Genomic DNA, 21,514 nt, shown 5'->3' on the forward strand with positions numbered 1-21,514 from the left:
ACCCAAGGTCGCGAAGCCCATTGCGACGATCTTTCCGCGCGCGCGTCCCCCACCCTTCCCCGTTTGATCGGGTCGCGGCCGCGCGTCTTGAGCAAACGCGAGCGTTTTCAGTCCGGCGGCCTAGCCCACCGTCGCGCTCCCGCGTGCGCTCGAGCCCGCCGAGAGCTTCGATCCGGACCCCACGGTCGCCACGGCGGCCTGGAGGGTCAGCGTGCCCTTGGCGGCGTTCGCCGGCAGGCGAAGCTTGAGCACCGTCTTGCGGAGCTTGGCGCCGCGGGCAGCGGTGCCCTGGCGAGCGACGACGGTCTTGCCGCGGCGGATGGCGACGCCGACCGCGCCGACAGCGGTGGTGGCCTTGCCGCCGATGCGAGCGGTCACGGTGACCGTCAGGTCGCGGCCCTTGCGGGTCGCCTTGACGCGAACGCGGCTGACCTTCGCGGCCGGGTGGGCCGTGTTCTTGATGTGGATGGTGCGGCGGCGGCCGTCGCGGGTGCGGACCGTCACGGTCACGCCGTCACCGATCCGCGACCAGTCGGGCTTGACGCCGACGCGGGCGCCGGCCGGGATCCGGATCGGCGCGCCCGCGAAGACCTGCGGCGCGCCGCCGACGCCCGCGCCGCTGAGCGTCAGACGCAACTGGGCGCCGCCGTCGCCGCCACGGACCTCATACGCGCCCGGGCCACTGGTCGAGACCGACGCCCCGCCGGTCAGCCCGCCGCTGAAGGCGGCGGTCAGCGAGCGGGTCACGTCGTCCTTGGGCCGGATCGCCAGCGCGAGCTCGAGCTTCGACGCGCGACCGAACTCCAGGCCGAGCGCGTCGCCGCCCTTGCCGGTCTCGAGCTTGGTCGCGCCGCTCAGGCCCGAGCCGGTCACCCGGCCGCTGTTGCCGCCGCCCGCGACGAGCGTGTCGAGCTTCCCGCCGGCGCCCGGCGTCAGCGGCAGGTCGTGCGCGACGCCGTCGTCGCCGACCAGGACCGGCGCGGGCGTCGGGTCGTCGAGGAGCGGGACGCGCACGAGGCGGTCGGCGGCAGTGCTCGCCGCCGCCGCGCGGGCGGCGCTCGCCGACGGCGCGCCCGCCCCGAAGATCATCGTCAGGATCCCTTCGGGTGACGAGGGCAGCCGCGGGCGGACAGGGAACGTGCGGTCGTCGAGGACCACGAGGTTGGCCAGCCCGCCGTGCCAGTCGAACTCCGGGAACGTCCACTGACCGTCGGCGGCGACCTGGATCACCGAGAAGCGCTCGGCCTCGGCCGCCGCCGCGCCGTCGGCGCCCTGCTCGGCGTCGGTGAACGGCGCGTTGCTGTTGTACAACCTGATCGTGAACGCGCCGCTGGGCTGCACGTCGGTGATGTCATAGGCGGTGACCGCGTGCCCGGTGCTGCCATGGGCGAGCGAGATCAGCGGCCGTGAGCCGGACCGGATCGACGTCTCGATCCGGCGGCGCAGCGCGGTCGCGCTGCTCAGCGACAGGTTCCCGCCCGTGCTCTGCTGCCACCACTGCGCCAGGTACTCGGAAGAGATCTGCGCGACGTGCTGGCTCCAGATGTAGTTCATGACCGCGGGGCTGTCGGGGATCGAGAAGACGTCGGTGCCGCCGCCCAGCGACCGCGGCGTCGGCCCGCGCCCGGTGGCGATCCGCCGGGACGCCAGCGCGAACCCGAAGCAGCTTCCGTTGGCGCCCACCAGCGCCGGGTCGGCGACCGCGAACACGATGTAGGACAACGGGTTGGGGATCGGCGTCGTCACCGGGCAGTGCGCGTTGCCGAAGGTCAGCAGCGCGCACGGGTCGGCCTGGAGGAAGAACTGCTCGACGCCGTAGAGGTCGAACCAGTGGCCGATGTCCCCGTCGTAGCCGACGTTGGGGAAGTTGAAGCCGTTGGTGTGGCGGTAGTTGGTGATCTTGAACGACGTCGCGCTGACCGTCGACCGGCCGCCCGGCGAGGTCAGGGTCAGCGGACCGCTCGTGGCCAGCGCCGGGATCACCGCGGTGGCGCGGGTCCCGCCGGCGCTGATCGTCGCCGGCACCTCGGCGCGCGCGTTGCCGAAGCGCACGCGCGATCCCGGGCAGAAGCCGCTGCCGCTCAGCGTGACCGTGTCCCCCGGCGCGAACGCCGCCGGCGCCGCGCCGGTCCACGCGCCCGCGGGCGTGTTGGCGGCATCGATCGCCGGATCGGTCTTGGTGAAGCGGACGTTCTCGGTCCCGGGCGTGCTGTAGCCGTCGGCCGTGCCGACCACCTGCACGGTCCCTGGCCCAGCCGCGGTCGTGTCGTCGCCGCGCGTGAGCGTCAGCGTCGTCGTCGCCGGGTCAAACGCCGCCGTCACGCCCGCGGGCGCCGAGTTGGTGGTGTAGGTGATCGGCGCCATGTTGCCCGCGCCGCGGGTCACGTTTAGCCGGTCGCTCAGGCTCGCGCACGGCGGCAGGACGAACCCGTCGTCCGGCGGCCCGCTGATGTCGAGCGGGAACTCCGAGGCGACGGTCAGCCCGACCGTCCGCGCCTCGGTGCCCGCGCCGGCCGACTGCGGCGTGCCGGTCAGCGTGATGTCGTAGTCGGCCGGGCTGGCCGTCGAGACCGCCACGTCGACGGTCGTCTGGCCCGCGGGCACCGGGTTGGGCGAGAACGTCACGCCGACGCTCCCGGATGAGTCGCTGAGCAGGATGTCGCCGTTGGACCCGTTGATGCGGTTGATCGTCAGCGTCGTGTGGGCGATCCCGCCGGCCGACAGCGCCACGCGCGTGGTCGCAAGCTCCATGGCGAAGTCCGCGGGCGGCGGCGTGACCGGGTCGTCGTAGGCGAGGTCGTCGACGCGGACCGGCCCGCTCGACGTGCTCGACAGCCGGAAGTAGGCGATCGTGGACACCGCGCCCGGCGTCGTGACGCTGAACGACACCCACCCCGCCGCCGTCGTCAGCGCGTGCGTGGCGATCGCGATCTGCGCGCCCGCCGAGTTGTAGGCCTTCAGCGAGACCGACGCGACGTTGACGTCGGTCGCGCGCGCGTAGAGCGAGACCGTGGAGCGCGTGGTCGAGAACTTCCCGGCGAAGTCCGGGTGGGCGAACTCCTGCTGGTCGTTCGACACGTCCAGGGCGTGCGTGCCGCCATGTACCACGCCGCCGACCCGCATCCGCGGCAGCGCTCCGGACGGCGTGCCGGTCGGCGCTCCGGTCACGAACGTCACGCCCTTGGAGGCGGCGAACTGGGCCGCGACCGCCGTCCCATCGGCCACCGCCGGGCTCTCGAAATCGACGGTCGTGGCCCCGGCTGCGGGCGCGGCGGCGCCCACGCACAGCATGGCCATCAGCACGACGCTGCGCAGACGCATGGGCGAATGCTCTCATCACACGCGGCGGCGTCGCAACGCCGTCGACCCGCACGGTGTTCGGTCAGGCGGCCAGACTGGGTGCGGCCGCGGTACGGCGCTCGCGCTTGCAGTCGTACATGCGCGCGTCGGCCAGCCGCAGCGCGACCTGGGCGTCGGTCGTCTCCTCCGGCAGCGACACCGAGCCGACCGACGGGCCGATCGGCGCCTCGGTCAGCGCGGCGCGGGCGCGCTCGCGGAACACCGGCACGGCACCGGCCGGCAGCGCCAACAACACGCAGAACTCATCTCCGCCGAGGCGGTAGGCGACGCCGTCGTCGCCGGCCGCCTCCGCCAGCCGCCCGCCGAGCCGCGCCAGCAGCGCGTCGCCCGCCACGTGGCCGGAGCGGTCGTTGTAGGCCTTGAAACCGTCGAGGTCGAAGAACAGCAGCGTCGCCGGGATGCCTTCGGCCGACCGCGCGGCGGCGGCGTCGAGGTCGTCGATCATCCGGCGGCGGTTGGCCAGGCCGGTCAGGGCGTCGGTGAGCGCGTCGCGACGGCTCGCGCGCAGCAGGCGGTGGTGCTCGGCAAGCGTCAGCCCGGAGCGGACCGCGGCGACGAGCAGCGCGCCGGCCGCGAGCACCGCGGCGAGGTCCGGCGCGCCGGCCAGCGCGGCCCACAGCAGGATCGCGAGGTCGATCAGCGCCAGGGCGCCCGGCATCATGATCAACATGGTGGTGTCGGTGACCTGGGCGCGACGCGACGGCGCCGCCCAAGCGCCGGCCGCGGCAGCCATCAGCGCGACCACGTTGCCGACGAGCCACCACGACGGCGCGTAGGCGCCGGTCGCATGCGCGTAGGTGAACCACACGTCGGTGACGACGTGCCCGAGCACCCAGACCAGCAGCAGGACCCAGTCGCGCGTCAGCCGCCAGCCGCCGGTTCCGAGGACGACACCCAGCACGCTCAGCATCAGCAGGTCGATCGCGACGTACGCGACGCCCGTCGCCGAGCCGTGGTCGTCGGCCAGCACCGGCCCGAGGAAGGCCGTGGCGACGATCGCCGCGAGCGTGATCCCCGCCATCACCCCGTCCAGGACCAGCGGCGCGCGCAGCGGGGCGAGCCGGTCGCGGATCAGCCGCAGGACGCCGGCCAGGCCGCAGACGAAGCCGGCCATGAAGAGGATGTCGCTCGGGTTCGGCGACGGCGGGTCGACGACGTGCTCGAGGGCGAAGTGCCAGTACGTGTCGCCCGCGGCCTGGCTCACGCACGACAGGCCGATCAGCAGCCACGCGTCGCGCTCGCGCGGACGGGCCCGCGCGCCCGCGACGCACAGAGCCGCGGGGACGACTTCGGCGAACAGATAGAGAAGGCCAGGGCCGTGACCGCCGAGCGACCGGCCGACGAACGTCAACGCAGACAGCGCGCACAGCCCCAGCAAAGCGACGACGGCACGGGGCACGTTCCCTGCGGTCGACTGGGAGCACACGGACTTGAGGCGGCCTGTCCGGGTCCGGCCGATGGTCGATCTGCGGACCTTCGCCAGGGCTTCGCTGACGGTCTGTCACCGTTTACCGCGACACTGTGCCGGTGGACGACCCTGCCGCCGAGCGCGCGCGTGACGCCGACGGCCTCGTGGCCCAGGCCCTCGACCACGCGCCGTCCGCCATGGCGGTGCTGGACGTCGACGGCCGCTTCATCATCGCCAACAGCTCCCTGTGCGAGCTGACCGGTCTCAGCGAGGCGCAGCTGATGGAGCGCAACTTCATCGACCTGGTCGCGCCAGAGGCCGTCGAGTACGCGCTGACCCAGCGCAACCGGATGCTCGCGGGCGAGATCGAGCGCTTCGCGGGCGAACAGCCGTGCCGGCGCGCCGACGGCGAGATCGTCTGGGTGCAGCTGCTGGTCGGCGCCCTGCGCGGCCCGGACGCCACGATCCGGCGGTTCATCGTGCAGGCCGACGACGCGACCGCGCGCCACGAGGCCGCCGAGCGCCTGCGCGCGAGCGAGCAGGCGGCGTTGGACGCCTCGCGCATGAAGTCGCAGTTCCTGGCCAACATGAGCCACGAGATCCGCACGCCGATGAACGGCGTCCTGGGGATGATCGACGCGCTCCTGCACCGCGGGCTCACCGAGGAGCAGGAGCGCCACGCCCAGACCGCGCGACGCTCGGCCGAGTCGCTGCTGACGATCATCGACGACGTCCTGGACTTCTCGAAGATCGAGGCCGGCAAGCTGGAGCTCGAGCAGAGCCCGATCGATCTGGTCGAGTTGTTGGAGGAGTTGCGCCACCTGCTCTGGCCGCGCGCTCGCGACCGCGGTCTGGGCTTCGCGCTCGCGCGCCTGCCGGGCACGCCCCGCACGGTCCGCGGCGACCCGGTCCGCGTCCGGCAGATCTTGGTGAACCTGATCATCAACGCCATCAAGTTCTCCGAGCGCGGCGACATCGTCGTCAGCGTCGGGGCCCTAGACGGCGACCGCCTGCGCTTCGCGGTGGCCGACCAGGGCATCGGGATCGACGCAGACACGCTCGGCCGCCTCTTCCAGCCGTTCACCCAGGCCGACACCTCGACGACGCGTCGCTTCGGCGGCACCGGCCTGGGGCTGGCGATCAGCCGGCAGCTCGCCGAGTTGATGGGCGGGAGCCTGGAGGCGACCTCGGTCGTCGGCGAGGGCAGCACGTTCAGCTTCACCGCCGAGCTGCCGGCCGTGCCTGACGCGCCGTTGAAGCCGGGGTCGCGGCGCTTGGCCGGGCTGCACGCCCTGTTCGTGGCGGACCTCGAGCTGCGCCGCGGCGCGGCGGAGGGCCTGGTCGAGCAGTGGGGCGTGACCGCGACGCTGAGCGAGTTCGACGACGCGGAGCGCGCGGTGGTGCTCGACGGCGCGCGCGGCAACGCCCCGGCGTTCGCGGTGATCGTCGATCCCGGCGGGGATCGCGCGCTGGAGCTGATCGCGCGGCTGCGCCATCGCGTCGGGAGCGAGCTGCCGTGTCTGCTGATCAGCGAGGCGCCACCGTCGGCGCCGCTGCCTGCGCGGGTCGCGGGGGCGCACGCGCCGCTGCGCAGCGACCGCTTCGTGGACCTGATCGGCGACGTCGTCGGTGTCGCGCCCCTGCCCGCGCCGCCGGAGCCAGCCACGCCCGCTGCGCCCACACGCGCCGACGACCCGGTGCCCGGCGCCGGATGCCGCGTGCTCGTCGCCGAGGACAACGAGGTCAACCAGCAGGTCGCCAAGCTGAGCCTCGCGCGGCGCGGCCTCGAGGTCGACGTCGTCGCTGACGGCGAGGCCGCGGTCGTGGCCGCCGAGCAGACGCGCTACGACCTGATCTTCATGGACTGCCACATGCCGCGCATGGACGGCTTCGCCGCGACGGAAGAGATCCAGCGGCGCCTCGGCGACGCCGCCGCGCCGATCGTGGCGCTCACCGCCTCGTCGACCGCGGAGGATCGCGAGCGCTGCGCCGCGGCCGGCATGGACGACTTCCTGTCCAAGCCGATGCGGTCGGAGGAGCTCGACGCGATCCTGCGCCGTTGGCTGGGTGGCGTCTAGAGACACTCGTGGTGCGAAAGTCCGTCACCGCGGCTCCCGCCGCCGGTCATAGCCACCATGAACGCAGCCACCACCCGTCTCCTACGCGGCGTCGCGCTCGCCTCGGCCACCGTCCTCGCGGCGGCCGGCGCGTCGTCCACGAGCGCCGTCGGCCTCGACCCCTCCATCTACGACACCGGCGTGCCGTTCGGCTCGGTCGAGCACGGCGTCCTGTCCTACACGATCACCGGGACCCGCGACCCGATGAACCGGCGGATCGAGTACTGGAACACCGCCGACCGCTACCGCGAGCAGGTCACCGACGCGCGGACCGGCGAGCTGATCGCCGGCCGCCTGCATGACGCGAGCGGGACGACGTGGCTCCAGTACAAGCCCATCAACGGCGACCCCAAGGTCTTGCACTTCAAGGGCAATGACTCGGTCCCGGGCCCCGGCTACCCGGCGCCCTACAACCGCAAGCTGGCGACGACGGGGGTCCCGGCCGGCAGCGACGCCGACCCCATCAACCAGACCCTCCAGCCGATCGGGCCGCGGACGATCGCGGGGTTCGCCGGGACCGCCTACGAGCAGCTGAGCAACGGGGTGCCCGGGCTGCATGGGGGCGAAGCGGGCACCGTCCCCGGCTCGCACGCGATCCTCGTCCTGCAGGACGGGACCTATCAGCCGCTGATGCGGGAGTTCAGCGCGCCGAACGGGGCCCACGGCTCGTTCGTCCAGCGCGAGATCCTGCTGTCGCGGCAGACGACCCCGGCCGCGCAGGCCAGCGTGAAGCTGACCAAGGCGAGCTTCGCGAAGACCACCGCCGTGTGGAGGGCCAAGGTCAAGGCCGCCATCAAGAAGAAGCACCACAAGAAGTAGCCGGCCGGTGCGGTCATCTGCACTCGCGCGCCGGGCCCGCGCCGCGATCGTCCTGACGATCGCGGCGCTCGCGCTCGCGCATGGCGCGCCCTCAGCCAGCGCTGCCGCGCGGACGGTGACGATCTGCGCGCCGCGCGTGACGCTGTACGAGTCGCCGGGCGGCGCCAAGGTCGGGATCCTGCACGCGGGCGACCGCGTGCGGGTGCTGACCCGCGGCGCCCACAAGCCGTGGTGGCGCGTGGTCGCGGCGTTCGGAACGCGCGGGTGGCTGCGCTCCAGCGCGATCTGCGGGCGGCGTCGGTGAGTTTCTCGCACGTGATGCGGCCGCTGGCGCGGATGAGCGACACCGAGCTGCTGGCGGCCTTGCGCGCGGGCGATCCCGACGCGTTCGCGGTGCTGTGCGAGCGCTACGGGCCCGCGCTGCGGCGCTATGCGCGTGGCGTCCTGCGCGCGCGGCCGGCGATCGTCGACGACGTCGTCCAGGAGTCGCTGCTGCGCGCCCACCACGCGCTGCGGCGCGACGACCGCCACATCGAGGTCCGGCCGTACTTGTACCGGTTGGTGCGCAACTGCTGCCTGGACGAGCTCGCACGCGTGCGCACCGACTCGGTGCCGCTGCACCTCCTGCGCGCCGACGAGGAGCCGTCCAGCGGCGCCTCCCCCGAGGCGGCCGCGGAGCAGCGCCAGCGACTCGGCGCGACGCTGGCCGCGCTCGCCGAGCTGCCCGAGGCCCAGCGCCGTGCGCTGGTGCGCCGCGAGCTGGACGGGCTGTCGCACGAGCAGGTGGCGGCCGAGCTGGGCATCACGCCCGGCGCGAGCAAAAGCCTGGTCTACCGCGCGCGAGAGACCCTGACGCGGGCGGAGGCGGCGCGCGACGCGCGCTGCGAGGACATCCGCTTCGCGCTCCTGCGCGCGCACGACGCCAAGCGCCGCGCGCCGATGAGCGCCCTACGCCACGTCGCGACGTGCAGCGGCTGCCGGAGCTACCGGGCGGCGCTGAAGGACGGGCGCCGCGCGCTCGGCGTCCTGGTGCCGGTCCCGGTCTTCGGCCTGCTCGGCGGCCTGGTGCTCGCCTCCAAGCCGGCGGTCGTCAAGGGCGTCGCGGCGGGCACGGCCACGGTCCTCGCCGCGGGCGGCGCCTACGAGCTGCGCACGCACGTGTTCCGGGCCGGCGACCCGGCGCCGATCGCGCTGACCGGCGTGGCGCTGCCGGGCGGCCGCCTCGCCCAGGGCGCGCCGCTGCCGGCGCGCACGGCGCTCGTGACCCAGGAGGTCAAGCTTCCTACCAGCGCGGTGACGCTGGAGTGTCCCGGCGGTATGCGCGTCGCGGGCCTCGTCCCGATCCCGGGCTTCTCGCGATCGCACGGCTTCGACCCGCTGACGGTGGTTGGCGCCAGCGTCACCGCCCGGATCGTCTTCGCGCCGGGCGCGCCGCGGGAGACCGTGGACGTCGCGATCTTCTGCCGGACGCCCGACGCGCACGGCTCGGTCCGCGCCGCGCCCGCCGCGTCTGAGGGGGCGCTGATCGTCCACGCCTGTCGCCGCCGCATCGCGCTCAGCGCCGTGCGCGGTGGCCAGCCCTCCGGCACGATCACCGCGCGCGAGCCGCTGGCCGTCCTCGCCGCGCGCCACGGCTGGATCCGCGTGCGCACCGACGCGGGGCGCCGCGGGTGGATCCGGGCGTCGGTCGCCTGCTGACGCCTGAGTTGTCATAGGCTTCGGTCTCGTGCCGACGCCGCTGACCCGCCGGGAGATCCTCAAGGGCGCGGCCGCGCTCGGCGCCGGTGCGACGTTGGCGGCTCCCGTCACGGCCGCGGCCGCCGCGAAGCGCGACCGCGTCGCCGTCATCGGCGCCGGTGCCGGCGGGATCGCCGCGGCGTACTTCCTCTCCGGCCCGTACGGCGTCGACGTCTTCGAGGCCCGCTCGCGGATCGGCGGGCACTGCGACTCGCGTGTTGTTGAGTACCAAGGGCACCGTGTGACCGTCGACCTCGGCGCCCAGTTCTTTCACCCCGACACGCACCCGCTCTACGTCACGCTGCTCGAGGAGCTCGGCCTGGAGCGCCAGATGCACGCCTCGGACGGCAGCCTGTGCGTGTTCGACGCCAACAGCAGCGGCGCACCACGGTTCACGTCGACCCATCCGCTCGACACCCTCCCCACCGCGCTGGCGTTCGCGTCCTTCACGCAGCTCGCGCGCCAGGCGGTCATCGATGGTCTGGCGTGGGAGACCACCGTTGCGCAGTGGATCGCCTCGCTGCCGCTGGAGGCGGCGTTCAAAGCCGACATCTTGTACCCGTGGATCACCGCGACGATCGGGTGCTCGCGCGCCAACGCCGCGCGCGTGTCAGCGCGCTCGATCCTGCAGACCTTCGCGCTCGCGTTCCCGGCCGACCCCGCCGCCGGCGCCAAGACCTACAACTCGAAGATCGGCCTCCAGGGCAACCTCCAGCGGCTGCTGGACCGCGTGCCCGCGGCGCGCGTCCACCGCAGCGCGCCGGTGCGCGCGTTGACGAAGACCCGCGCCGGCTGGTTCCTACGCACCCCCGCCGGCCGCCAGGGTCCGTACCGCTACGTGGTGGTCAACGCGCCGCCGCGCGTCAGCCGCACGCTGCTCGCGCCGCTGCCGGCGTTCCGCGAGGCCACCGCTCTGCTCAAGCAGTACACCTACTTCGACTCGCGCCTGGTGATCCACCGCGACCCGGCCTACGTGCACCGCGACCGCGCGAACTGGACCGCCTACAACGCGGGCGCCGACGGGCGCGAATGCGAGGGCAGCGCCTGGGTCGGCGCCCTGCACGACCCGCTCCCCTCGGGCGCGACCGTCGACGTCTTCAAGTCCTGGGCCCAGCGCCGCCACGCCGATCCAAAGCAGATCCTGTTGGAACGCCGCTTCCAGCACCCGCTGATCAGCCCCCGCGCGATCGCCGCCGCCCGCGCGCTGCGCCCGCTCCAAGGCCGCCACGGCCTCTTCTTCAGCGGCGCCTACACGACCGGCGCCGACCTTCAGGAGACCGCGCTGTACTCGGCGATGAAGGTCGCCGAAGCGATCGCGCCGACCAGCCCGAAGCTCACGGCCCTCCAGGCGCGGATGCGCGCCAAGGGACTCGCCGGCGTCTCCTACGACCTGTAGGCGGTGCGCGCGGGCGACTACGCGTCGAGCGTGACTGGGGCGGTCGGGCGGCTACAGCAGACGAGCGCGACGCCGTCCTCGGGGCGCTCCAGCGGCTCGGGGGCGTAGGCGACCTCGCCAGCCACGACGCTGGTCGCGCAGGTCTGGCAGACGCCGGTGCGACAGCTGAAGGCGACCGGGACGTCACAGGCCTCCGCCAGCTCCAGGAGGTTGTTGTAGCGGTCACCGTCCCAGGCTGCGGTGATGCCGGAGCGGGCGAACGTCACCTCCGGGCCGGTGCCGGTCGGGCCGTCGGGCGCGTGCGGCGCGGGACGGTCACCGGTTTCGACGATCCCGGTGCGCGCGATGGCGACGGCGCCGAAGGTCTCGGTCGCGATCCGCTCGGGCGCGACGCCGCGGGCGACGAGCGCGGTCGAGAGCGCGCGCATGAACCGATCCGGCCCGCAGAGGTAGTAGTCGGCGTCGACGGGGACGCCCGCGCGGTCCAAGGCGGCGCCGTCGAGGCGGCCGGAGATGTCATGGTCCTTGTCTTGGTCGCCGACGACGGTCGGCCCGCTGTAGGCGATCAAGTGGTGCGCGTCGGGCAGGCGCGCGAGCAAGCTGGTGGCCTCGGCGGCAAAGGCGTGCTCGCGCGCGCCGCGGGCGCCGTGGACCCACCACACGGGGCGCGCGGTCGCGGTGGCGGCGAGCTGGGCGAGCATCGCCAGGACGGGCGTCGCGCCGACGCCGGCGCTGAGCAGCACGACGGGGCGCGCGACGTCGTCGTCCTCGCGCAGGACGAACGCGCCGCGCGGCGCGGCGACGTCGAGCACGTCGCCCGCATGGACGTGGTCGTGCAGCCAGCGGCTGACCGCGCCGTCGCGTTTGACGCTGATGCGCAAGGTGCCGTCGGCGCCCGGGAGCGCGGAGAGCGAGTAGCTGCGTACGAGCGGCGGCGCGGCGGAGTCCGGGTCGGCGCGCACGCGCAGGGTGACGTACTGGCCCGCGCGCACGGTGCCGGCGCCCGCGCCCTCCGGCGGGACGAGCGAGAACGACATGATGGTGTCGCTCTCGCGCTGGACCGCGGCCACGCGCAACGGCGCGAACCCCGGCCAGGCGGGCGGTTCCGCGGGCACGGCCGCCGCCGCGCCCTGCGCGCCGTGCAGCAGCTCCCGGAAGCTCCCCTTCCAGCCCTCGCTCAGCGCCGGGATCCGCAGCGCGCGCTCCATCCGCTCGCGCGAGCGGTGCGGCAGGTACAGCAGCGCGTCGACGTCAGCGACCGTCAAGCGCTCCAGGCCCTCGGCGACCTGGACGATCGCGTCGCCCGCCTGCACCTCACCCTCCTCCAGGACCCGCAGGTAGTAGCCGGGCCGGTGGTGGCCGACGAGCAGCGACGCCATCCGCGGCTCGTCCATCCGGATCCCGACGCGGTAGCACGTCACCCGCGGCTGGGTGACCTCCAGCAGCGCGCCGCCGATCCGGAACCGATCGCCGATGCAGACCGCGTCGTCGGCGAGCGCCTCACCCTGCACCGTGAAGTTCTCGCCGAACTGGCCGTAGGTGAAGTCGTCGCGCGCCAGCTCACGCTTCCAGTAGTCATAGGACTCGATCTGGTAGACGAACACCGCCCGGTGCTCGCCGCCATGGCCCTTACGATCGGCCTGGTCGTCGCCGTCGATGTTGATGGTCCTGACCATCCGCGGGCCGTCGACCGCGTCCTTCCAAACGGCCGTCCGCACCGTCTCGCCCTCCCACACGACCTCCCGCGGAAGGCCGACGTTGACCGAGAGCAGGCGCCCGGCGCTCATGCGCCAACGCTACACCGGTGCGGCTTCGTCGGCGCGCCGCGCGGCCATTGCCGCCCGGCGGGGCGCGCCGGCCTCGCGCAGGACGATCTTGATCGTCGCGGCGAACGGGACCGCCAGGATCGCGCCGACCACGCCGAGGATCGAGCCGGCGATCATCACCGCGACGATCGTCGTGAACGCCGACAGCGACACGGCGCGGCGGTAGACCAGCGGGTAGACCACGTAGTTCTCGATCTGCTGGTAGACGAGTTGGATGACGAGCATCCCGATCGCGGCGGGGGTGCTGACGGTCAGGGCGATAGCCACCAAGATCACGGCGGCGATCGTCGCGCCGACTTGCGGGATCAAGTCCAGGAAGCCGGTCATCACCGCGAGCACGATCGGGAACGGCAGCCCGAGCGCCCACGCGCTCAGCCCCGCCACCGTGGCCGCGACGAGCGAGATCGCCAGGTTGCCCAGCAGCGACTGCGAGATCGCACCGATCGACTCTTCCAATACCGGACGCCAGCGGCGCTCGACCTCGGGCGGAGCGAAGCCGAACAGCCAGTCGGTGATCGTCGGGCGCTCCATCAACACGAACAACGCCAGGAAGGTCAGCGTCACCAGCGACAGCACCGATCCGAACACGCCTCCGGCGATGCCGAGGATCGCCGTCGCGGCATCCGGCAGCCCGGCGGCCAGGTCCTTGAGCCCGTTGCGGATCGTGTCATCGGCGTTGGCCGTCGAGATCAGGTTCTCGAAGCCGTCGGTGTGGGTGAGCTCGTCCCAATAGCCGGGCAGCGCGTGGGCGAAGTCGACGATCTGGTCCCACAGCGGCCCCGCGGTGACCAGGACCAGGACGACGACGCCGACGAAGATCCCCGCGAACAGCGCGACCGCCGCCAGCCCGCGTTTCCAGCCGCGCGCCACCATCGCGCTGACCACCGGGTCCAGCCCGAGCGCCAGGACGACCGCCACGAAGATCGACAGCAGCGTGCCGAGCGACAGGATCGCCAGCGCCACCAAGGCCAACGTGCCCAGGACGACGAGCATCGTCCTGACCCCGACGACGACCTCGACCTGCTTGCGGTCAGCAGGCGGCATGTGCGCGTCGTCCGCTTCCGGTGCCGGCCTATGCCGCCGCCAGGACCTTGGCCTTCAACGTGGCGAACTCTTCAGGCGTGATCGCGCCGCTGTCCAGCAACTGCTTGGCCTTGTCGATCTCGCTCGCCGCGCCGCCACCCACCGAGCGCACGTAGTCGTCGAACTGCGACTTCTGCGCCTGGGCCGCCTTCGCGCTGCGCTCGGCCATCCCGTCGTGGTTGACGATCAGGTAGACGAGCACGCCCAGGAACGGCAAGACCAACATGAACACGACCCAGCCGGCTTTCGCCCAGCCCGAGCTGTCGCGGCGACGGAACACGTCGCCGAGGATCAAGATCATCATCCAGATCCAGACCACCCACGCGAAGAAGATGATCATGGACCACAAGATGTCCAAGAACGGGTAGTCGGCTGCGATGATCACGCCGCGAACTTTCGTCGGCGCCCGGATGAGCGGGCGTCACCCTCCCAGGGTGATGTCTGGGCGCCGAACGCAGCGAAAGCCGACGTGGCTCATGCCCGTGTCGACCATCTGCGGACGGCGCGCGGCGGGCCGGTAACGCAGGCAGTAGCTGTCGGCGCACAGGAACGAGCCGCCCTTGAGGACCTTGCGCGGCACGCGGAACTGCGGCTGGGCGGGGTCGAGGCTGGCGGCGGCATCGGCGCCGCGCGGGTTCTGCGGGATGCAGCACGGCTTCGCCGCGTCCTGTGGGTGACGGGCGGTGTAGAAGTCCTCGGTCCACTCCCACACGTTGCCGGTCATGTCATACAGGTCGAAGCTGTTGGCGGGGAACATGCCCACGGGCGTGGTCGTGCCGTAGCCGGGGTCCGCGCGCCAAGGGAAGTCGCCGTGCCAGTAGTTGGCCCGCCGCCGCCGCGGCGCGCCGCCATCCGGCGGTCCCTCGGGCTCGTCGCCCCAGACGTAGGTCGCGCCGTCCAGACCGCCGCGCGCGGCGAGCTCCCACTCCGCCTCGGTCGGCAGCGTGGCCTGCGCCCATGCCGCGTAGGTCGCCGCGTCCTCGTGGGCGACGTGCACGACCGGGTGCTCCATCCGCCCGGCCAGGACCGAGTCCGGTCCCTCCGGATGGCGCCAGGACGCGCCCGGCGTCCAGCGCCACCACTGGTCGATGTGCCGCAGGTCCACCGGCCCGCGCGTGCGTGCGAAGACGAGCGACCCGGCGCGCAGGTTCTCCGGCGGCGCGCCGGGGAAGTCCGCCGGGTCCGGCGGGCGCTCGGCGACCGTGACGTAGCCGGTCTCGCGCGCGAAGGCCGCGAACTGGCGGTTGGTGACCGGATGGCGGTCGATCCAGAACCCGTCGACCGCCACGCGGTGCGCGGGCGCCTCCTCGGCGTAGTGGACGTCCGACCCCATCATGAACGTCGCGGCCGCGATCCACGCCATGTCACGCTCGGTCCCGACCGCCACGCCCGCCATCACGCGAAGACCCGCGCCCAGTCGTCGCGCATGCTCACGACCGTCCACCCCGCGCGCGCCGCGGTGTCGGCGATCGCCTCGGCGCTCGGGTCGGTGACCGATTGCCCGGCGTAGGCGTACTCGCGCTCGGTGTCGTCGTGGTTGACCACCAGCGCCAGCGACGGATGCGTCCCGGTCGTCGCGTACTCGAGCATCTCGCGGTCCCCGGCGCTGTTGCCGGCCGCGAAGATCGGGCGCCGGCCGACATGCGCCTGGATGTTGAGGGCCTTGGGCGCGCCCTCGTTGGGCGACCCCATCAACTTGGCCTGGCGGACCAGGACGACGCGGCCGTCCCGCCGCTCGAAGGCGACCTCCACGGCCGAGCCGACCACGTCGTCCGGGCCGATGCCGTAGAGCCGCTCGCTCGCGGCGCGGACGAACTCGACGCCGCCGCCGGTGACGACGAAGACGCGGAAGCCGGCGCCGCGCAGCAGCTCGAGCAGCTCCAGCATCGGCGCGTAGACGAGGTCGGCGAACGGCCGCTCGAAGCGGGGGTGCCGGGCCTCGGCCAGCCATCCCGCGGCGACCTCCGCGAACGCCTCGGCGGTCAGCCCCGAGTGCGTCGACAGCAGCACGTCGACGAGCTCCTCGGTCCCACCCGCGTGGGCGGCGGCGCCCAGGTCGCCCGCCAACAGCGCCTGAACCACCGGCCGCGCCGCGAGCGCCGGGTCGGCGTCAGCCTGCTCGCGCAGCCGGGCGAGGATGAACATGGCCTGCACGTAGGCGGGCTTCTCGCACCACAGCGTGCCGTCGTTGTCGAAGGTGGCGATCCGCTCGGCGGGCGGGACGTCCGCCGAGCGCTCCACGAAATCCAGGATCGCGGAGCGCGCGGCGCCGTCGTTCCAGGAGGACAGCGGCGCGGTGCTCATCGCCCGGCCGTCATCGCCGCTTCCATCTTCTCCAGCGCCTGGTCGATCGTGAAGCTCGCCGCCTTCTGGCGCGGCGGGAACTCCTTGAACGTCTCCAGGAACCGCGCCACCAGCGTCGTACCCGCCAAGACGAGGAAGTCGTTGGTCAGCAGCCAGTCCCAGTAGGTGTTGGACGTGATGTCCGCGCGCTCGAACGGGTCCATCCGCAGGTTGAACAGCTTGGGCACGCGCAGCGTCACGAACGGGTCAGACCAGACCTGGAGCGTGCCGGCACAGCGCTGCTCCATGAACACGACCTTCCAGTTGTCATAGCGGATCGCAAGCAGGTCGCCGTCGTCGGAGAAGTACAGGAAGCCCGGGCGCGGGTCGTCCTCGGTCTCGCCGGTGAGGTGCGGCAGCAAGTTGTAGCCGTCGATGCAGACCTTGTAGGTGGCGTCGCCCGCGGTGTGGCCGGCCTTGCACTTCTCCACGATGTCGGGCTCGCCCGCCGCGGCCAGGAACGTGGGCAGCCAGTCGTGGTGGCTGATGATCGCGTTGGAGATCGACCCCGCCTCGATGCGACCGGGCCAGCGCACCATCTGCGGGACGCGGAAGGCGCCCTCCCAGTTGGTGTTCTTCTCACCGCGGAACGGCGTCATGCCGGCGTCCGGCCACGAGTTCATGTGCGGCCCGTTGTCGGTGCTGTAGACGACGATCGTGTCGTCGGCTAGGCCCAGCTCATCGAGCAGATCCAGCACGTCCCCGACCGCGCGGTCGTGGTCGATCATCGTGTCGTGGTAGGGCGACTGCCAGCGCCCGGCCTGCCCCACGCTCTCGGGCTTGGGATGCGTGCGGAAGTGCATGTGCGTGGTGTTGAACCACACGAAGAACGGCGTGTCGGCGTCGGCGGCGCGCTTGATGAAGTCGCCGGCGTGAGCCAAGACCTCGTCGTCGATGGTCTCCATCCGCTTGGCCGTCAACGGTCCGGTGTCCTCGATGCGCTGCTTGCCGACCTTGCCGTAACGGCCCTCGACGGTGTCATCGTCGACGTCGGTCGCCCAGCTGTGCAACACGCCGCGCGGGCGGAAGCGGTCATTGAACTGCGGGAAGTCGCCGGCGTCGGGCCAGTTGGGCTGCTCGGGCTCCTCCTCGGCGTTGAGGTGGTACAGGTTGCCGAAGAACTCGTCGAACCCGTGGACCGTCGGCAGGAACTTGTTGTTGTCGCCGAGGTGGTTCTTGCCGAACTGCCCGGTCGCGTAGCCCAGCGGCTTGAGCAGCTCGGCGATCGTCGGGTCCTCGGCCTGCAACCCGACATCGGCGCCCGGCATCCCGACCTTGCTCAGCCCCGTCCGGAACACGCTCTGGCCGGTGATGAACGACGACCGCCCGGCGGTGCAGCTCTGCTCGCCGTAGGCGTCGGTGAACCGCATCCCCTCTTTGGCGAGTCGGTCGATGTTCGGCGTCCGGTACCCCATTAACCCGTCGCTGTAGCAGCTCAGGTTCGTGGTCCCGATGTCATCGCCCCAGATCACGAGGATGTTGGGCTTGCTCTGGTCAGGCAACGTCGATCGTCTCCTCAAGGGTTTCAGGCTGACCTCACCTTCAACCCGCCCCTGAGGAGACGGCATCACCCTGCGGAGGTGATCTGGCGGAGAGCCGCCCTACGTCGTCGCGTACCCCGACAGCGGCCATGACCCCGACCAGTTGGGTCCCGTGCTCCAAGTCGACGGCAGCGCCGTGAGGTTCGTCTGCGACGAGCCCTCCACGCCCCCGGCGCTCGAGCCGTCGCGGAAGCGGATGATGCCGCCGACGCCGAGCACGGCAATCCAGTACTTCGTGCCCGAGGTCACGGAGACGGCGCCGACCGGGATGTCGATCCAGCCGGTGAGCGGGGTCGCAGAGCCGCTGGTCAACAGCGTCTTGGGGTGGTTGCCGGAGGTGGTGTTGGAGTAGAGCCCGAGCTTGACCGTCGGCGACGTGAAGCCCGTGATCACCTTCAGCCACAGATGGTTGACCGTGCCCGTGGTCGAGGCCGTGAACTGGAACGCCTCGGCCTGCCCGTCCGGGTTGTAGTCGTTGGCGGTGTTGTTCGACGTCGAACCCAACAGCGTCGTGTGCGCGGAGACCACGACGTCTTGCTCGACCGTCGCGACGTCGCTGTCGGCGTCGGTGACCGTCAACGTCACGTACTTCGTGCCGGTCGTGGCGAAGCTGTAGGACAGCGTGCTACCCGAGCCCAGCGACGTGACGCCGCCGCCCGGAGGCTCGTCCGTCCACGCGTACATGCACGGGGCGTCCTGGCAGGTCGACGTGGTGGCGTCGAAGGCGATTGAGTCGCCCGTCTGCGGCGCCGCCGGTGAGAACGTGAACGCCGCCACCGGCTGGTGGTCGTCGGGGATGGGCCCGAAGACCTTGGCGGACGGCACCCAGTCGACACCGCGCCCGCTGGCGAGGCGGTAGTCGCCGTGGGCTTGGTCGAGGAAGGCCGGCGAGCAGCTGGTAGTCGTCCCAGGCCAGTCCGCCCAGCTGCCGCTGCCCGCGGCGGTGCAGCGCGTGTTGCTCGATCCTGAGAGGCCCGAGGGCACGTCGGTCCCGCTGTCGTCGGTCACGTTGTCCGAGACCGTCACGCTCGACCAGCCCGGGTCGCGCAGGAGCGACGCCCCGCCGACCTTGAGCTGGCCAGTGTCGGTGGGCCAGATCGTGTTGTGCGAGATGGTGGCGTTGGAGATCGGCCCGAAGACCTGGAACGGAGACAGCTGCCAGGTGGGGCAGAGCGAGTCGGGGTCGCAGGGCAGGTTCTGCCGGACGATCAGGTTGTTGGAGATCACCAGCCCGTCGATCGCGGTCGCCTGGTCCTTGACCAGGATCCCCTGCCCGCCGAAGTCGTGGATGTAGTTGCCGCGGATGACGAGGTGGTCGCCGACCCACACCGTCTGGAAGACGTCGTTGTGGCCGCCCCACTCCTCGTTGCCGGAGAACTCGTTGTCTTCCACGAGCAGGCCGATCCCGTCGCTGTCACCGTCGTGGTAGACGTTCGCCCGGATCGCGTCCTCGCTGAACGAGCCGACGAACTTGTTGCCCGTGATGGACGTGTCGTCGCAGTGGTTCGGGGGCGTGGCCGGACAGACCATGACGCCGTACTCGGTCCTCGATCCGACGATCAGGTTGTGCTCGACATGCATGCTCACCGCGCTCGTCTTCACGTCGACCGAGCTGGTGAGCTCCAGGTTCGACACGGTGAGGTTGCTGCCGTACATGTCGACGCCGGCGACCGACGCCGCGCCGGAGTGCTGGGCGGTCAGCGTGACTCCAGGTGCCGCGGGCGTGGCGTTGAGCGTGATCCGCGCGTAGCTGCCGTCGGCGAGGCAGACGGTGTCGCCGGCGCTGGCTCCCGAGACCGCGGTTTGCGCGGCGCCCACGGTCGACACGGTCGTCGTGCACGTCGCCGCGCTGGCCGTGCCGGGAAGCGCCCAGCACAGTGCGACCGCACATGCGGCCAGCGATCCACGGGTGCCGAATGCGCGCAGTTGCGTCCTCATGGGAGATGCCCCAGTTTCAGTTGGAATGCTCTGCCCTGCCGCGGTGCCCACACTACGCACTAGCACAGAGCGATCGCAACACCTAAGCGTCATTTTGGCGATTACCTAGGCAGGCCCAATAGGGTTATGACCACGCCCGGGGCGTCATCGACAACACCAACAACATGCCAGCACCACTCTGGAAGCTCGCACCAGGCGAGCCGATCAAGCGCACCGAACTGCATGCGGCGTTTGGCGGCAGTAGCCAGAACGGCATCGCGCCGTCGCGTCAGTCGCCGAACGTCTTCATCTTCAGCGATCCGGCGTCCGGCGAGCAGCACGGGTACTTCGATGGCTGGTTCAGTGACGGCTGCTTTCACTACACCGGTGAAGGCCAACGGGGCGATCAGCAGCTGAAGGCCGGCAACGCCGCGCTGTTGCACCACGCGGCCGACGGACGCGCGCTGCGGGTCTTCGACGGCGCCCGCGGCATCGTCCGCTACCGCGGGGAGTTCGTGGTCGACGCCACCGAGCCCTATTACTTCGCAGACGCACCGGAGACCGGCGACGGCCCGCTCCGGCAAGTCATCGTCTTTCGCCTCCGTCCGCTCGACGCCGCCGTCGAAGGCGCCTCAGCGCTTGACGCGCTGCTGCACCGCCAGGTCGAGCAGGTCGCGGTCGAACGCCAGATGACCGAGGTCGCCTGGGTCAACCCTCGCGCCGAAGGCCACGAGCTCAATCGCCGCGAGCAACGCCTCGTCCTCGCCTACCGCGACCACCTGATCGCCCGCGGCCACGACGACGTCGGCCGGATGAAGATCGTCCCGGACGGCGAGCACCGGCCGCTCTTCACCGACCTCTACTGCCGCGACCTCAACCTCCTGGTCGAAGCCAAAGGCTCCGCCGAGCGCGGATCGATCCGCATGGCCATCGGCCAACTCGCTGACTACCGCCGCTTCCTCTCGCCGTCGCCGATCTGCGCCGTGCTGCTCCCGAGTCAGCCACGCCCCGACCTCCTCGCGCTGCTCGACGCGGAGGACTGCGCTGCGATTTGGCCGGCGGCGAACGGCGGCTTTGCCGACTCTCGCAACGGCACGCTGTCCTGATCAGCCGCGCCAATTCATGGCCTACATCTTGACTTCTTGACACATCGGAGGAGAGTCGGGCGCTCCTCGATGGAAGCCGTCCGGTCGGAACGATCGCAGCGACAACCAGGAAGGGGACACGCATGTCCCCCGCAGCGCCTCACGAGCCGAGTCGCCCGTCGCTCACCTCGGAGCACCCGCAGGACAACACGACCGAGCGCCACCTCCGAGACCTGCGCGAGGCTGCCGATGGCCGCGACACGGCTGCCAAGCGCCCTCATGAGAGTCCCGCCACCGGCGTGGACGCGACGACCAAGGGATTGCCGTCACCCGAGCAGTGAAGGGACGCTGCGGACGGCGTACACTGGACAGTCCGCGCCCGGACTCATATGTCTTCTCGCCCCGCGCGCCCTGCCTTTCGAGAAGACATGGAGAGGCCCATCATGGGCAATCGCCCCAACCCGCCGCGCGAGCCCCCGGGCGCGCTAGGCGTCGAGGTCCTCGAGCATCGGCGCACCGCGCTCGTCGCCCTCCGTGGCGAGCTCGACCTCGTCACCATCTCCCAGGTCGCAGAGGTGATCGGCCAACTCGATCCCCGCGACGACGGGCTGCGTCACGTCGTCCTGGACCTGCGCGGGTTGTCGTTCATAGACGTCTCCGGGTTGCGCGAGTTGATCAACCAGCACGAGCACGCCCGGACCAACCACCACAACTTGGCGATCGTGCGCGGCTCCCCCGCCATCGAGCGTCTACTCGCGCTGACCGGCGTCAGCGATCGGCTCGTCCTCGTCGACGATCCCCTGGACCTCGCGCCGCCGCCGCACGCCCTCGGCCGCTGACGAGCCGCCCGCCCGTCGCTGCTCGCGATTCCCCGCGTTGATC

General features: G+C 71.8%; 17 protein-coding genes. 8 read left to right on the forward strand and 9 right to left on the reverse strand.

The genetic code is table 11. The features are described from left to right. Positions 1-120: 120 nt before the first annotated feature. The gene (locus ACT01A_RS10070; protein ID WP_445152114.1) at positions 121-3,321 is read right to left on the reverse strand and encodes a hypothetical protein; all 3,201 of its coding nucleotides are present in this window, start codon (positions 3,319-3,321) and stop codon (positions 121-123) included. A 61-nt stretch (positions 3,322-3,382) separates the two neighbouring features. Beyond that, positions 3,383-4,759, reverse strand: a complete 1,377-nt coding sequence (locus tag ACT01A_RS10075; RefSeq protein ID WP_445152115.1) for a GGDEF domain-containing protein — start codon at positions 4,757-4,759, stop codon at positions 3,383-3,385. 128 nt (positions 4,760-4,887) lie between these two features. Here ACT01A_RS10075 and ACT01A_RS10080 point away from each other — a divergent pair, with 128 nt between their 5' ends. The 5 genes from ACT01A_RS10080 to ACT01A_RS10100 are packed head-to-tail and all read left to right on the forward strand — an operon-like array spanning position 4,888 to position 10,837. Next, positions 4,888-6,846 (forward strand): ATP-binding protein, encoded by a 1,959-nt coding sequence (locus ACT01A_RS10080; protein WP_445152116.1) that lies wholly within the window; start codon positions 4,888-4,890, stop codon positions 6,844-6,846. Positions 6,847-6,903: 57 nt separating this feature from the next. Then, positions 6,904-7,704, forward strand: coding sequence for a hypothetical protein (locus ACT01A_RS10085; protein ID WP_445152117.1), 801 nt, complete (start codon positions 6,904-6,906; stop codon positions 7,702-7,704). A 7-nt stretch (positions 7,705-7,711) separates the two neighbouring features. Next, positions 7,712-8,008, forward strand: coding sequence for an SH3 domain-containing protein (locus ACT01A_RS10090; RefSeq protein WP_445152118.1), 297 nt, complete (start codon positions 7,712-7,714; stop codon positions 8,006-8,008). Continuing rightward, positions 7,969-9,402, forward strand: a complete 1,434-nt coding sequence (locus tag ACT01A_RS10095) for a sigma-70 family RNA polymerase sigma factor (protein ID WP_445152119.1) — start codon at positions 7,969-7,971, stop codon at positions 9,400-9,402. The genes ACT01A_RS10090 and ACT01A_RS10095 overlap by 40 nt, the downstream gene beginning before the upstream one ends. A gap of 28 nt (positions 9,403-9,430) precedes the next feature. Further along, positions 9,431-10,837 carry an FAD-dependent oxidoreductase gene (locus ACT01A_RS10100; RefSeq protein WP_445152120.1) on the forward strand — a complete coding sequence of 469 codons (1,407 nt, stop codon included), beginning with the start codon at positions 9,431-9,433 and terminating at the stop codon, positions 10,835-10,837. 17 nt (positions 10,838-10,854) lie between these two features. Here ACT01A_RS10100 and ACT01A_RS10105 read toward each other — a convergent pair whose 3' ends face one another. The 7 genes from ACT01A_RS10105 to ACT01A_RS10135 all read right to left on the reverse strand — a co-directional run bounded on the left by ACT01A_RS10105 (position 10,855) and on the right by ACT01A_RS10135 (position 19,448). Continuing rightward, complete coding sequence (locus ACT01A_RS10105) at positions 10,855-12,624, reverse strand: MOSC domain-containing protein (RefSeq protein ID WP_445152121.1); 1,770 nt, start codon at positions 12,622-12,624, stop codon at positions 10,855-10,857. A gap of 9 nt (positions 12,625-12,633) precedes the next feature. Then, positions 12,634-13,707, reverse strand: coding sequence for an AI-2E family transporter (locus ACT01A_RS10110; protein ID WP_445152122.1), 1,074 nt, complete (start codon positions 13,705-13,707; stop codon positions 12,634-12,636). 28 nt (positions 13,708-13,735) lie between these two features. Further along, positions 13,736-14,131, reverse strand: coding sequence for an SHOCT domain-containing protein (locus ACT01A_RS10115; protein ID WP_445152123.1), 396 nt, complete (start codon positions 14,129-14,131; stop codon positions 13,736-13,738). A gap of 36 nt (positions 14,132-14,167) precedes the next feature. Continuing rightward, positions 14,168-15,142, reverse strand: coding sequence for a formylglycine-generating enzyme family protein (locus tag ACT01A_RS10120; RefSeq protein WP_445152124.1), 975 nt, complete (start codon positions 15,140-15,142; stop codon positions 14,168-14,170). After that, positions 15,142-16,050, reverse strand: a complete 909-nt coding sequence (locus tag ACT01A_RS10125) for an HAD family hydrolase (protein WP_445152125.1) — start codon at positions 16,048-16,050, stop codon at positions 15,142-15,144. The genes ACT01A_RS10120 and ACT01A_RS10125 overlap by 1 nt, the downstream gene beginning before the upstream one ends. Then, positions 16,047-17,591 carry an arylsulfatase gene (locus ACT01A_RS10130; protein ID WP_445152126.1) on the reverse strand — a complete coding sequence of 515 codons (1,545 nt, stop codon included), beginning with the start codon at positions 17,589-17,591 and terminating at the stop codon, positions 16,047-16,049. The genes ACT01A_RS10125 and ACT01A_RS10130 overlap by 4 nt, the downstream gene beginning before the upstream one ends. A 99-nt stretch (positions 17,592-17,690) precedes the next feature. Continuing rightward, positions 17,691-19,448: a hypothetical protein gene (locus tag ACT01A_RS10135; RefSeq protein ID WP_445152127.1), complete on the reverse strand. Its 1,758-nt coding sequence runs from the start codon at positions 19,446-19,448 to the stop codon at positions 17,691-17,693. Between the two features lie 284 nt (positions 19,449-19,732). On the opposite strand from ACT01A_RS10135, the gene ACT01A_RS10140 reads away from it, so the two are divergent. The 3 genes from ACT01A_RS10140 (at position 19,733) to ACT01A_RS10150 (ending at position 21,471) form a co-directional block, all read left to right on the forward strand. Further along, positions 19,733-20,653, forward strand: coding sequence for a restriction endonuclease (locus ACT01A_RS10140; protein ID WP_445152128.1), 921 nt, complete (start codon positions 19,733-19,735; stop codon positions 20,651-20,653). Between the two features lie 122 nt (positions 20,654-20,775). After that, positions 20,776-20,973, forward strand: coding sequence for a hypothetical protein (locus ACT01A_RS10145; RefSeq protein WP_445152129.1), 198 nt, complete (start codon positions 20,776-20,778; stop codon positions 20,971-20,973). An 87-nt stretch (positions 20,974-21,060) separates the two neighbouring features. Next, the gene (locus ACT01A_RS10150; protein ID WP_445152130.1) at positions 21,061-21,471 is read left to right on the forward strand and encodes an STAS domain-containing protein; all 411 of its coding nucleotides are present in this window, start codon (positions 21,061-21,063) and stop codon (positions 21,469-21,471) included. Positions 21,472-21,514: the final 43 nt, after the last annotated feature.

The organism is Baekduia sp. Peel2402 (assembly GCF_052567285.1).

Excerpts from the sequence above, each read along its gene's own strand:
- ACT01A_RS10070 (WP_445152114.1), bottom strand. The coding sequence starts at position 3,321 with ATGCGTCTGCGCAGCGTCGTGCTGATGGCCATGCTGTGCGTGGGCGCC.
- ACT01A_RS10085 (WP_445152117.1), top strand. The coding sequence starts at position 6,904 with ATGAACGCAGCCACCACCCGTCTCCTACGCGGCGTCGCGCTCGCCTCG.
- ACT01A_RS10105 (WP_445152121.1), bottom strand. The coding sequence starts at position 12,624 with ATGAGCGCCGGGCGCCTGCTCTCGGTCAACGTCGGCCTTCCGCGGGAG.
- ACT01A_RS10110 (WP_445152122.1), bottom strand. The coding sequence starts at position 13,707 with ATGCCGCCTGCTGACCGCAAGCAGGTCGAGGTCGTCGTCGGGGTCAGG.
- ACT01A_RS10120 (WP_445152124.1), bottom strand. The coding sequence starts at position 15,142 with ATGGCGGGCGTGGCGGTCGGGACCGAGCGTGACATGGCGTGGATCGCG.
- ACT01A_RS10125 (WP_445152125.1), bottom strand. The coding sequence starts at position 16,050 with ATGAGCACCGCGCCGCTGTCCTCCTGGAACGACGGCGCCGCGCGCTCC.
- ACT01A_RS10140 (WP_445152128.1), top strand. The coding sequence starts at position 19,733 with ATGCCAGCACCACTCTGGAAGCTCGCACCAGGCGAGCCGATCAAGCGC.
- ACT01A_RS10145 (WP_445152129.1), top strand. The coding sequence starts at position 20,776 with ATGTCCCCCGCAGCGCCTCACGAGCCGAGTCGCCCGTCGCTCACCTCG.
- ACT01A_RS10150 (WP_445152130.1), top strand. The coding sequence starts at position 21,061 with ATGGAGAGGCCCATCATGGGCAATCGCCCCAACCCGCCGCGCGAGCCC.